The organism is Enterorhabdus sp. P55, assembly GCF_009911695.1.
In the GTDB taxonomy this organism is placed as follows: domain Bacteria; phylum Actinomycetota; class Coriobacteriia; order Coriobacteriales; family Eggerthellaceae; genus Enterorhabdus.
In genome coordinates, this window is the sequence record NZ_QWKK01000007.1 from 43,257 (window position 1) to 55,115 (window position 11,859).

Annotated in this window: 13 protein-coding genes; 2 read left to right on the forward strand and 11 right to left on the reverse strand. The window is 64.6% G+C overall.

Annotation, left to right across the window (positions count from 1 at the left end):
* Nucleotides 1–196: 196 nt before the first annotated feature.
* Together D1643_RS01610 and D1643_RS01615 are read right to left on the reverse strand one after the other, a co-directional pair.
* Entirely contained in the window at nucleotides 197–865 is a 669-nt protein-coding gene (locus D1643_RS01610; protein ID WP_160707945.1) for a Fic family protein, read from the reverse strand.
* Nucleotides 862–1,188 carry a hypothetical protein gene (locus D1643_RS01615; protein ID WP_160707947.1) on the reverse strand — a complete coding sequence of 109 codons (327 nt, stop codon included), beginning with the start codon at nucleotides 1,186–1,188 and terminating at the stop codon, nucleotides 862–864. Before D1643_RS01615 ends, D1643_RS01610 begins: the two co-directional genes overlap by 4 nt.
* A gap of 397 nt (nucleotides 1,189–1,585) precedes the next feature.
* On the opposite strand from D1643_RS01615, the gene D1643_RS01620 reads away from it, so the two are divergent.
* Nucleotides 1,586–2,443 (forward strand): AraC family transcriptional regulator, encoded by an 858-nt coding sequence (locus D1643_RS01620; RefSeq protein ID WP_160707949.1) that lies wholly within the window; start codon nucleotides 1,586–1,588, stop codon nucleotides 2,441–2,443.
* A gap of 69 nt (nucleotides 2,444–2,512) precedes the next feature.
* Entirely contained in the window at nucleotides 2,513–3,148 is a 636-nt protein-coding gene (locus D1643_RS01625) for a GyrI-like domain-containing protein (RefSeq protein WP_160707951.1), read from the forward strand.
* Between the two features lie 364 nt (nucleotides 3,149–3,512).
* Here the strand turns inward: D1643_RS01625 and D1643_RS01630 are convergent, their stop codons facing one another.
* The 9 genes from D1643_RS01630 to D1643_RS01670 all read right to left on the reverse strand — a co-directional run.
* Nucleotides 3,513–4,151 (reverse strand): bifunctional 2-polyprenyl-6-hydroxyphenol methylase/3-demethylubiquinol 3-O-methyltransferase UbiG, encoded by a 639-nt coding sequence (locus D1643_RS01630; protein WP_160707953.1) that lies wholly within the window; start codon nucleotides 4,149–4,151, stop codon nucleotides 3,513–3,515.
* A complete protein-coding gene (locus D1643_RS01635) occupies nucleotides 4,148–5,149 on the reverse strand; it encodes a hypothetical protein (protein ID WP_160707955.1) in 1,002 nt (333 codons plus the stop codon). The genes D1643_RS01630 and D1643_RS01635 overlap by 4 nt, the downstream gene beginning before the upstream one ends.
* Before the next feature lie 72 nt (nucleotides 5,150–5,221).
* Complete coding sequence (locus D1643_RS01640; protein WP_160707957.1) at nucleotides 5,222–6,076, reverse strand: nucleotidyl transferase AbiEii/AbiGii toxin family protein; 855 nt, start codon at nucleotides 6,074–6,076, stop codon at nucleotides 5,222–5,224.
* The gene (locus tag D1643_RS01645) at nucleotides 6,073–6,672 is read right to left on the reverse strand and encodes a type IV toxin-antitoxin system AbiEi family antitoxin domain-containing protein (protein WP_160707959.1); all 600 of its coding nucleotides are present in this window, start codon (nucleotides 6,670–6,672) and stop codon (nucleotides 6,073–6,075) included. Before D1643_RS01645 ends, D1643_RS01640 begins: the two co-directional genes overlap by 4 nt.
* A gap of 46 nt (nucleotides 6,673–6,718) precedes the next feature.
* Nucleotides 6,719–7,699: a glutamine-hydrolyzing GMP synthase gene (gene guaA, locus D1643_RS01650; RefSeq protein ID WP_160707961.1), complete on the reverse strand. Its 981-nt coding sequence runs from the start codon at nucleotides 7,697–7,699 to the stop codon at nucleotides 6,719–6,721.
* Between the two features lie 453 nt (nucleotides 7,700–8,152).
* Nucleotides 8,153–8,572 carry a PaaI family thioesterase gene (locus D1643_RS01655; RefSeq protein ID WP_160707963.1) on the reverse strand — a complete coding sequence of 140 codons (420 nt, stop codon included), beginning with the start codon at nucleotides 8,570–8,572 and terminating at the stop codon, nucleotides 8,153–8,155.
* 16 nt (nucleotides 8,573–8,588) lie between these two features.
* Nucleotides 8,589–9,662: a 4Fe-4S binding protein gene (locus D1643_RS01660; RefSeq protein WP_160707965.1), complete on the reverse strand. Its 1,074-nt coding sequence runs from the start codon at nucleotides 9,660–9,662 to the stop codon at nucleotides 8,589–8,591.
* On the reverse strand, nucleotides 9,663–11,276 hold the full coding sequence (gltX, locus tag D1643_RS01665) for a glutamate--tRNA ligase (protein WP_160707967.1): 1,614 nt from the start codon (nucleotides 11,274–11,276) through the stop codon (nucleotides 9,663–9,665).
* Nucleotides 11,277–11,289: 13 nt separating this feature from the next.
* Nucleotides 11,290–11,859, reverse strand: a 570-nt coding sequence (locus D1643_RS01670) for a DUF1461 domain-containing protein (protein WP_160707969.1), incomplete at its 5' end; no start/stop codon positions are given.

An 11,859-nucleotide genomic window follows, 5' to 3' on the forward strand; every position in this document is an offset into this window, starting at 1 on the left:
AGGCGAGATGGTCACCTGCGAAAGTCAAAAACTACAGCTCAGATTACGCAGGCATGATTTCGGCTTGTGGCGCCAGCATGCCCTTGCGTTGTTGATGATGTGAGGAATGGAGGGGTGTTCCAATGCGGAACACATAGAACTGTCCCCTGTGTGAGTCTCGCAGTCCCCGCTGTCGGTATGACGCGAGGGTGCGCCGCTAAGCGTTGGCTTTCCCAATCGCGGGCTTTTCGATGCACCTCTCGCGCAGGAACGAAATGAGCTCATCGGGGACATTGCTCTCGTAGAACGCCACCAGTAGTCCGAAGAACTCGTTTTGGGCGTCAATGGGCACGGCTAGAATGCCCTCGCCAGAATGGACGAGGATGTCGTTGGCGACAAGCTGCGCCGTCCGCTTGTTGCCGTCGCGGAACAGCTGCGAGCGACACGTCCACGCGAATGCCAGCAAAGCGCGCATGACGGGTTCTTCCACGCAGAGAATTCGCGCGAATTCGCTGCGGGCTTGATTCTCGTCGGGGACGGCCGGCACGAAATCGGTGCCTCCAATGCGAACAAGTCCATCGCGCAGCTCGCCCGCATAGCGAACTACTCCGCCTTGGCCGATAAGCAGGTTGAGCCGCAGGAGCGCATCGAAGCCTATGGCGTGGGGCTCATCGAGGACGTAGCGCCATGCTTGCTTCAGGTTGTTGAGGGCGAGGTTCTGCTCAAGGCTCAGGTCGGCCACCACACGGCCTTCGAGCACGTCAGCAGTTTGGGGATACGTGACGGCGATGCCCTCAAGACGCGCCTCTTTCCAAATGCTGTCCACCAAGTTTCGCTTGGCAAGGAAGATATTGTCCTCGAGGGAGAGCCTTCCGTTCGCGGTCATCGGACATCGACCCCTTCTGCCTCAAGGAATTGGCGCAGAGCGGCTTCGTACACATCGTTCTTTTTAAGCCGACGCCCTTGCTTCCGCGCGTGGTAGATGTAGTCGTCTACGGCATCAATAAGGTTTTCGTCTATGGTCAGTCCGACTTTCGCCTTATGGGAGGGGGCTTTGGGATATTTCGCGCTGGGCGCAGAAGAGGGCTTGCCTGCAGGTGCCGGCGCCTCCCCGCTGGAGTCACTGGTATGGCAGACCTTCCGTTCCGAGAGGCGAGCGGGCGCTCCAAGGAAGTCCTCGAACGATGCTGGCTTGATGGCGTTAGACATGATAATCTCTTTCAAAGGAAGATTTCTAGAAATCCAGCATTCTATTTTTCTTCCCTCTATATTATTTGTCAAGGGTTGAGATGCCTGCTGCGGCACATGACCCGCTTGCCCTCTCCACGCACGCCAGGAAAAAACAAATAGCACGGGGGACAGTTCTGTGTGTTGAAGAGTCAACACACAGAACTGTCCCCCGTGCTACTGATCAGGCTTACTCGTTGGCTTCTGGCTACGCTCATTTCCCCCTGTCCGAACGGATTAAACTCTCTTAAGTATACTTATTGCGCAAGGATAGGTCCTTTGGGGAGCGATTCGCGGTCGCACCCAGCCAATACTCGCACGGGATATGAGAGGACGCGCCTTCTCCTGCCCGGTAACCTGGATGCGAAAGGAGGCGTGGATGAGCCAGCTTGAGAACTTGAACCGAGCCATGGGCTACGTCGAGGAGCATCTGGACGGGACGCTCGACCTGGAGGAGCTCTCCCGCATCGCCGGATGCTCCCAGTACCAGCTCCAGCGGATGTTCCCCTACCTGGCGGGTGTGACGCTTTCGGAGTACGTCAGGCGCCGGGCGATGACGAGCGCCGCATATGACCTCGCGTCAACCGATGCGAGGGTGATAGACGTGGCTCTGAGGTACGGGTACGACTCTCCGACGTCGTTCAGCAGGGCGTTTCGGAGCGTGCACGGCGCATCGCCGAGTGAAGCGCGCCTGCCCGGCACCACGCTCAAGCTCCACCCACGCCTCGCGTTCACGCTATCCGTGAAGGGAGAAGAGGCAATGGACTACAAGATCATCGAGCAGCCGTCTTTCCGCGTGGTCGGGATACCGTCCGACAACGGGACGTGGGACGTCGAGGGCGCCGGGGCGAAGGCCACCGAGTACTGGGCGAAGATCGGGCCGGACGTCCACAAGGTGCTGGATCTGATGGACGGCAGCGAGCCTGCGGGCCTGCTGGGCGTCCAGTTCTGCGACAGCGGCGAGTTCGACTGCTACATGGCCTGCGTGGCCACAGGCCAGCCGTGCCCCGAGGGCATGGGGGAGCGCGTTGTCGAGGCGGCCACCTATGCGGTCTTCGAGTGCGTCGGGCCGATGCCCGATGCCATGAACGAGCTGTGGCATCGCATCCTCGCCGAGTGGCTGCCGGCCTCTGGGTACCAGTGGGCCTCGGGCACCGATGTCGAGAGGTACTTCACGCCGGCCATGACCGCGCCGGACAGCAGGAGCGAGGTCTGGCTTCCCGTGGTCAAGGCCTAAGGCCCGGCCGCGTTCGCCGACAGCGAGCCGATAACCAGAGCAATCATCACGTAAGGAGCGAGGAGCCCCATGCCGTTCGACTACAAGAAAGAGTACAAGGACATCTATCAGCCGTCGAAGAAGCCGGCTCTCATAGAGATGCCGCCGATCAGCTACGTGGCGGTGCGCGGCAAGGGGGATCCGAACGAGGAAGACGGCGAATACCAGCGTGCCCTCCAGACGCTCTACGGCATCTCCTTCACCATCAAGATGTCGCCCAAGTCGGGCTACGACATCGAGGGGTATGCGCCCTACGTCGTTCCGCCGCTCGAGGGCTTCTGGACTTTTCCGGAGCCCACCGATCGGCTGGATCCGAAGCGCAAGGCCGAACTCGAGTGGATGAGCTGCATCAGGCTGCCCGAGTTCGTGACGCCCGCCGTGTTCGACTGGGCGGTGCAGGAGGCCACGCGCAAGAAGAAGGCCGACTTCTCGAAGGCGGAGATGGTCACGGTGGACGAGGGGCTGTGCGTGCAGTGCATGCACGGCGGATCCTACGACGACGAGCCCGCGACGATCGATACGCTGAGAAGCTATGCCGAGTCAGAGGGCCTGCGGTTCGACCAGGGCGGCGAGCGCCTCCACCACGAGATCTACCTCTCCGACCCGCGACGGGTTGCCCCCGAGCGCCTGAAAACGGTCATCCGCATTCCCGTGAGGCCCGCGTAGCGATCCAGGCTTCGCCAGGCGAGGAAGATGCTGTCCTCGAGAGAGCCTTCCGTTTGCGGTCATCGGACATCGATGCGCCTCGGGGGCGCCCAGTTCAGCGCGGGCATTTCGGTGGAGTTGCGGCAGAGGACGCGTGACGCGCAATCGGGGTCAAGCTGCGGGCAGGTTCTGTCCTCAGCATGCTCTCATCCAGCGCGTCTGGCCCAATCCGGGGGTAGCACGGGGGACAGTTCTGCGTGCTGCTCTGCAGCACGCAGAACTGTCCCCCGTGCTACCCCCGTGCTATTGATCAGCCAGTCCCTGAACCCATCTCTATCCGCGAATCGCAATTCCTCGCTCATGCTCGCCTCCTGCATACGTCAAACTAAATCACCAGACATCCTGTGGCAACTCGTTCATCTGCAGCTTTCCGCATCATACAATTAAGCCAGAGCTCGCCAATGCGCTTTTCACGCACGTCACCTGTCACCATCGTTTCGAGGAGTTGCAACGCAGGCACATCCTCCAAGACACATGCAAGATGATCCTCGTCCATGGAGGTGAACCATCTGCCATTGCGATATCCCTCGAAATCGCCAAGTTTGAAAGAGGCGTAGAGAATCCCGCTCGGCTTCAAAGCGCGAGCAGCAATATCGAGTACATTGGACAACTCGTCACTCGGCACGTGAAGAAGCGACGCGTTTGCCCAGATACCGTCGAACTCGTTTACAGCGCGAAGCTCGGCAAAGGTCTCATGCCGTACGTCTAAGCCCGTCAGCTCGGATGCGGCTGCGCACATGGCATCCGAAGCGTCAATTGCCTTCACCGCATAGCCCGCATCGAGCATGCTCCTGCTATCGCGACCCGATCCACAGCCCCAATCGAGAATATGCGCACCCTCAGGCACTCGGTCCAAGAACCATATGAGTTGCCTGCTCATTTCGGCATTCGCCGTAGAAGACAAGAAACGCTTAGCGTTATCGTCGTAGTATTTAATTGTCGTTTTCTCAAGCTCGGACTTCATGTTGATTGCCTCATGACTTCATTGGCGAATGCATGCGGGTCACCCAAGCTCAAACCAAAGGCCCGGACGCACTTCTTGCCGAGCATCGTGCGAACCTCAATGGGTCGCTTGGCCACGATCCAGATGTTCGCCTGATAGAAGGTTCCGTAGTTGATCTTGTCTTCCTTCTCAAGAACGCCGGTGTCGCTTTCGAAAAGGCATACCTTCTCGATATCGGAAAGCAGAACAACTGCCTCCATCTGGATGTCGCATTCCAGACGAACGCAACCATCACCGATCGCGACAGGACGCATCACACGAGCCCGCGCATCGCCTATGAGCCAGATAACCGCGTAGGCCGAAAGCGCCGTCACGACGCATGCAACAACCACGCTCCACTGCGATATGAGGATATGAACACCCACGATCTCCACCGGGAACGCTAGCGCGAGGCCGAGCATCATATTCATGTAGCCGCCAGCGTTGTGATAGCTGAAAGCGCTTTCTCCCGGAAGCACATAGGGCTTCTTTCGCCACGAGAGCAATGCGTAGTACCAGACGCTGAGCTCCGCTGCCGCCATGCTCGCAGGCGCATCCTTCCTCACGAGATAGAGCATCGTCTCCTTAAACCAGACCATGGGGTCTGCGCTGGCTTTCCTTGCTGACTTGTAGACCTGGGCCACCTTCAGGCACTCCCTGACCGCGATGGCGAACTCAACTGGCATTAGCGCAGCAAACAGATACGGCAGCACACCAGCGTCGGCAGACCCGAGCGCAAAGACGCTCAGCCAGTACCCGACCCAGATGACAGGTATGACCGTGAGCGGCGTGAGCCTTCGCGGCCTTACGACAAGAAGATAAAAGCCGACAGGTATCCCGACCATGAAATCGAGCGGCAAAGCGATGCCTTCGATGTGGCTTGGTATGTATGGAGCGGAGAAGACGCCGTAGGTGTAGAGAGCGAGACCCAGCGTGCAGAAGCCGATCAAGCTCAATCGCTGCCTTCTTGCTGCATCCATCTCTTCTCCCTCCTTGCTTCACTGGAACAAATTGTCCCATCGGCTCTGAACTGGCATTTCTTCGCGAAAAGGCTAGTCAGCAGTTTTGGCGTCCTTGACCGCATTGGCCAACGCGCGAAGAGACGCGAGCGCGTCTTGCCAACTGACTGACTCAGCGAAGGCGTTTGCCGCCTGATACCGGCTCCAGCGCCCCTCCATCATCTCGCTTTGCGCAAGCAGGTCTATCACCTCGTCGCTCCGGTCGAGCGGCACCGTGCTCTCGCGAACCGCCATGGTCGCATCGAGCGCATCTCCCAGAAGGGCGAAGTCGATGTCACGGCCCGATTCCGTGAGGGCGTAGATGTCGTAGAAGTCGCGCATCCTCGTCGTCTGGAGCGCGAGCGAGAGGATGGTCTCCAGCTTCTCGGCCAGTGCGGTCTCGGTGTTGTACGATCGAAGCGGGATACTCCTATCCTCGAACAGCAGCTTGTAGTCGTACTCGATCGCGTCCGGCGTGATGGCGTCGCCTGTGGAGATGTCGATCTTGAAGGTCGTCTTCGTCTTCTCGATGGACGCGCTCACGTTGACGCGCACGCCACCGTATTCAGAGTCCTCCATGATCTCCTGAGGCTCCCCGAGCTCGAATGCGAATCCGTCGCCGATGTCGATGGAGGCGACCTCGGCAAGGATGCGAGAGACGTTGTCCAAGCTCATGTCGTGCCTGCGCATCGTAGCGTCGATGTCTCGTGTGGTGCGCTCGTCCACGCCGATGAGGGACGACACGAGCATGCCTCCCTTGATGATGAGGTCGTCGCTGTAGTCAGAGACGGACAGCCTCTCAAGCAGACGTTCCATGGCGTAGTGCCGGAGCAGCATCTGCGACTTGGCGCTATCGCCCTCGGCGCGGTTTCGGATGAGGTCCTTGATCCTTCTTGCACCGGTTATCACAGCGCCACCTCCATAACCTCGAATACACGGGATTCCATGTTCATCGCGCGAGCGTAGGACGACAGGCGAGCGAGATCCTTGTCCTTGGAACGTGTGTAGTCGCGGATGGCCTGCCTGAACACCGCAGAGTCGACGGTTGCTCTCTTGCGGATGAGGTCGCAGATGGTGCGCTCCTTGTCGTATGCCCGCACCTTGATGCCTCCTGGCGTCTCCACCTCCGTGAGCCCGAGCTCGTACCACTCCGGCTTCACGTAGTAGATGCGCACGCCCTGACCCCTCAAAGGGCCAGCGTTGTAGTTGGAATCCACTGTGACAGAGATCGGCATCGGTTCTCGGTCGGTCAGGTCATGGAGATAGAGTGCCGAATCGTGCGAGAACACGGCCTTCGGGAAGCGCTTCTGTAGGAGCGCCATCTCGTCCGGGACGACATCCGGGTCGATGTAGACCCCGCGCGACGTCCGCTCAAGACCGCGCCTGCGGACATAGTCTGAGAAGGCAGGGCGCGTGGCTCCCGCCTCCTGCGCCTTCGCCGAAGTGATGATCCCCGCGTTGTTTTCGAGGATGGCGTCGAGTGTCTTGTCGTATTTATGAGACATTTACAATCACGCTGATATTCTATCAAATATTCAGCATGGTTGTAAACTATTCCCACTCCACCGTGCCCACGGGCTTGGGGGTCAGGTCGTAGCAGACGCGGCAGATGCCGGGGACCTCGTGGGTGATGCGGTCGGTCATGCGCTTGAGCAGCGCCCAGTCCAGCTCGGGCACTTCGGCGGTCATCACGTCCACGGTGTTGATGGCGCGGATGATAGCCGGCCACTCGTAGGCGCGCACGCCGTCGCGCACGCCGGTGGCGCGCATGTTGGGCACCACGGCGAAGTACTGCCAGGCGCCCACGTTCGCCGCCTCCATCTCCTCGCGGACGATGGCGTCGGCCTCGCGCAGGGCCTCCAGGCGGTCGCGGGTGATGGCGCCCAGGCAGCGCACCCCCAGGCCGGGGCCGGGGAAGGGCTGGCGCTCCACCATGGACTCGGGCAGCCCGAGCTCGCGGCCGACCACGCGCACCTCGTCCTTGTACAGCAGCTTCACCGGCTCCACCAACTCGAACTGCAGATCGTCGGGCAGGCCGCCCACGTTGTGGTGGGCCTTCACGCCGTCCTGGGATTCCAGGATGTCGGGCCAGATGGTGCCCTGGGCCAGGAAGTCCACCTCGTCGCCCACGCGGCGGGCCTCCTCCTCGAACACGCGGATGAACTCGGCGCCGATGATCTTGCGCTTGGTCTCGGGCTCGTCCACGCCGGCCAGGAGGTCGAGGAAGCGGTCGGTGGCGTCCACGTACACGAGGTTCGCATCCATCTGGTTCTGGAACACGTCGATGACCTGCTCGGACTCACCCTTGCGCATGAGGCCGTGGTTCACGTGCACGCACACGAGGTTCTTCCCGATGGCCTTGATGAGCAGCGCCGCCACCACGCTGGAGTCCACGCCGCCGGACAGCGCCAGCAGCACCTTCTTGTCGCCGACCTGCTCGCGCAGGGCGGCAATCTGCTCGTCAATGAACGTCTGGGCAAGCTCGGGCGTGGTGATGCGCTCCATGTCATCGGGGCGGACGTTCTGATCCATCAAGACCTCCTCGGGGTAGCGGATGGCTTTCATGCTCCGCTGATTATAAGCGAACGGGCATCGTCTCGGAATGCGGCCTGCCCAATGGGCCGGGAGAGGGGCGCTGCGCGGCGAGCGAGGGGGATTTCCGCCAAAAACGAGGTTGCGAGCCGCAGGAATCGCTGTCTTGGGGCGCGGAAAGGAGGGCGCGCTTCCCGCAAGGGAAAAGTGCCTGGAAATTACCGCAGGTAACTTTTGTGGGGTGTCCGGGGGCTGCGAAGAGCGGCGCACAGCCCCGTTTTTTGGCGGAAACGAGAGGGAAGGCGCGCATTGGCTTGCGGTGGACGGCCCGGACATGGGCGGGCCGTCCACCGCAAGCCCGGCCATGGGTGGGTCACCCACTTGCGCCCGGGCATGGGCAGGCCGTCCACCTGCGCCCGGGCCGTAACTCGCAGTGGCGGCCCGGGCGGGGCCCTAGGCCCCTGCGGGCTGGTGGCGGTAGGCGGTGGCAGAGACGCGCGCGATGAGGCGGCCGGTGTCGTCGGTCACCTTGACCGCGTAGAAGGCCAGGTGGCGTCCGTCCTTCTCGCAGTCGGCCGTGGCGGTGAGCTTGGCGCCACGGGTGGCGGAGAGAAACTCGATGGAGCTGGTCACGCTCACCGTGGGCACCTCGCCGACGTTGCAGGCGATGGCCAGCGCGAAGTCGGCGAGCGTGAAGATGGCGCCGCCCATGACGTTGCCCTGGGCGTTGCGATGGATGTCGGCAAGCTCCATCTCGGCTACCCCGTGGCCGCGCCGGCCCTCGACGATGCGGCAGCCCGCCGCCTGGGTGGCGAAGCGGTCGGCGTTGAAGAAGGCCTCGAGCTCGGCTCGGGTGGGGTTCTCGGGAAGCATGGTCGTGCCTTTCTCGCTAGGATGGGCCGGCGTCTCCCGCGCAAGGGGCGACGCCGAGGAACACGCGGCCGTCGGTCGCCTCCACGCGCGCCGCGCCGGTGGGGCAGGCGGCGGCGCACAGGCCGCAGCCCACGCAGTAGAGCGGGTCGTAGGCGAGCACGCCGTCGGCGGCGTCAGGCAGCCGTGCGCCGGTGGGGCAGGCGTCAGCGCAGGCCAGGCAGTCGTCGCAGCGGGCGCGGTCGGTGGCTGACAGCGTGACCTCCACGCGGCTGGCCACCGACGGGTCGGCCTCCAGGGCGCTCAGCAGCATCTGTCGGCGCGGCATCATCAGGCGCTGCTCGAGGCCGCCGGCGCAGAAGCGGTTGGGACGCGGCACGTCGGGCGGCCGCAGCGCCCGGGCGCTCGCCCGCAGGCGCTCGCGGCGGGCGTAGAAGTCCTGGAGCGCGTCGGAGCGGCGCCGGCGGTAGTCGCCCGAGGCGATGTCGGCCACCCCGCGCACGGCGCCGGCCAAATACCCGCGTCGGTCGGCCTCCTCGGCCGACACCAGGCGCTCCACGAGCGAGGCGTCGGCGGGCACGGTCGAGCGCACGCGCACCTCGTGCCCTGTCCATTCCTGGGCCTGCTCGATGGCCTCGGCGAAGAGCGCCACGGCGGCCTCCCCGGCCCGCTCGCAATCATCGCAGCGGTCGAAGTCGCAGACCACGCACGCCTCGACGCCCTCGGCCAGCACCTGGGCCCAGAGCTCCGCCGGCAGTGCCGCCAGGCACGACACCACCGCCACGTTGGGGGCGGGCTCGCCGTCCAGCGCCTCGGCCAGCACCTCGCAGGCCACCACGGCCTCCTCGCCGCCCCGGGCGATGCGCGCCAGGCGCTCGTGCAGGTCGGCCAGGGTCACGCGGGTGGGGGAGAACACGTCACACACCCCCACGCACAGCCCGCAGCCGGTGCAGGCGTCGTCGTCCACCACCGGCGCCCCCTCGGCGTCCAGGACGATGGCATCGGCGGGGCATGCCCGGGCGCAGCGCTCGCAGGCGCCGCCCCGGGGGTTCAGGCACAGCTCGTCGGCCGCTATGACGCGGGGTCGCGCCACCTAGGCTCCGAACACCTCGGCGGCCACGGCGTCGATGCGCGCCAGCACGTCATCGGGATCCATGAGCACGATGGACTCGAACAGCGGCGGCGACACCATGTTGCCGCACACGGCCACGCGCAGGGGCTGAAGCAGGTTCTTCACCTTCAGGTCCAGCGGCTCGGCGAGCGAGCGGCACGCCTCCTCCAGGGCGGCGGCCTCCCAGGGCACGTCCTCGCGGGCGAGCGCCTCGCGGCAGGCGGCGAGCGCCTCCTGGGCTCGCGCCCCCTCCTTGAGCAGCACCTTGTTCATGCTCTTCTCGTCCAGGCGCACGCCACCGCCCCAGAACAGGAACTCCAGCTTCTCGGGGATCTCGTCCAGGCGATTCAGGCGCTCGATGACCAGCGGGTACACCGGCGCGTAGGCATCCGGGTCGGCCAGCACGTCGGCCAGGGCCGCGCCCACGGCCTCGTCCCAGCCTTCGCAGCCCGGGCCGAAGTCGCGCGGGGCAGGCTCCTCGCCGGGGGCAGGCGTGGGCACCACGGTCACGCCGTCGTCCACCGACGCGCCCTGGGCCTCGGCGCGGGCGATCCACGGGGCGGCCGCGGCCAGCCAGGCATCCTCGTCCATCTCGCGCAGGTACACGCCGTTCATCCAGTCGAGCTTCTGGGGGTCCATCACGCCGTGCTTCTTGCTGATGCGGTCGAGCGAGAACACGCGGCAGAGCTCCTCAGGCGGCACGATGGTGGTCTCGCCGTCCAGCGACCAGCCGATGAGCGCGAGGAAGTTCACCAGAGCGTCAGGCAGGTAGCCCTCGTCGCGGAACTGCTCCACCGACGTGGCCCCGTGTCGCTTGGAGAGCTTGTGGCCGTCCGGCCCCAGGATCATGGGCAGGTGCGCGAACAGCGGCACCTTCGCGCCGAGCGCCTCGTAGACGAGCACTTGGCGCGGTGTGTTGGACAGGTGGTCGTCGCCGCGGATGACGTGGGTCATGGCCATGTTGACGTCGTCGCACACCACGGCGAAGTTGTAGGTGAAGGTGCCGTCGGTGCGCTTGAGGATCATGTCGTCCATCACGTCAAGCGGGAACGACATGTGCCCGTACACGGCGTCCTCGAACTCCACCGGGCCGTGGTCGTCGGGTACCGCCAGGCGCCAGACGTGGGGCTCGCCAGCTGCGATGCGCGCGGCGGCCTCCTCAGGCGCGAGCGCCCGGCAGGTGCGGTCGTAGCCGCCGTATCCGCCCTCCTCGGCCTCGGCCTTCTTGCGCTTGGCGTCGAGCTCCTCCTTCGTGCAGAAGCACGGGTAGGCCGCCCCGGCGGCGATGAGCTGGTCGAGGGCCGCCTGATAGGTGTCGGTGCGCTCGGTCTGGAAGTAGGGGCCGCACGAGCCGCCCACGCCCGGGCCCTCGTCCCAGTCCAGGCCCAGCCACTCCATGGCGCGCAGGATGATGCCGGTGTTCTCCGCCGTGGAGCGCTCGGGGTCGGTGTCCTCGATGCGCAGCACGAAGGTGCCGCCCATGGCGCGGGCGAAGGCCCAGTTGTAGATGGCGGTGCGCGCGCCGCCCACGTGGAGCTTGCCGGTGGGGGAGGGCGCGAAGCGCACGCGGACGGGGGTGTCGGTGGTAGCAGTCATGGTCATCCTTCTTCTACGATCTTCGGTCGGGGCCGCGCCGCATGAGGCGGCGGCCGGCCACGAGGGACAGTATAGACATACCGCCTGTCACGGCGAGCCACGTGGCGGCCATCCCCATCCAAAATGCGAGCGGGTACATGCTGATGAGCAGCGAGTCCCATGAGAACGTCCAGTTCCCCTGGGGGAAGAGCACGGCGTGGAAGGCGGCGAACAGCCCGTTGAAGTCGAGCGCGCCCCACAGCCCCAGCACGGCGAAGGCGGCGATGACCACGGCCGGCGCAGCCATGAGGGCGCATCCGGCTAACGCGCGCCGGCTGCGGACCATGAGGGCCACCAGGGCCAGGGCGCCGGCGGCGGTGGCCGCGAGCGCGAGGGGGGCGGCCGCGCCGATGAGGCGGTTGCAGTCATCGAGGTGCGAGAGCGCGTCGGCGTCGAGCGCATAGCGGTCGCTCAGGCGCGCGAGGGCCTCCATCGTCTCGATGGCGCCTGCGTCGGCGGCAAGCGCCTCCCGCGCTCGGGCCGACCACTCGCCGGCCGTGGGCGGGCCGGCGTCGGCGGCGCGCCGGGCGGCGTCCACCACGCG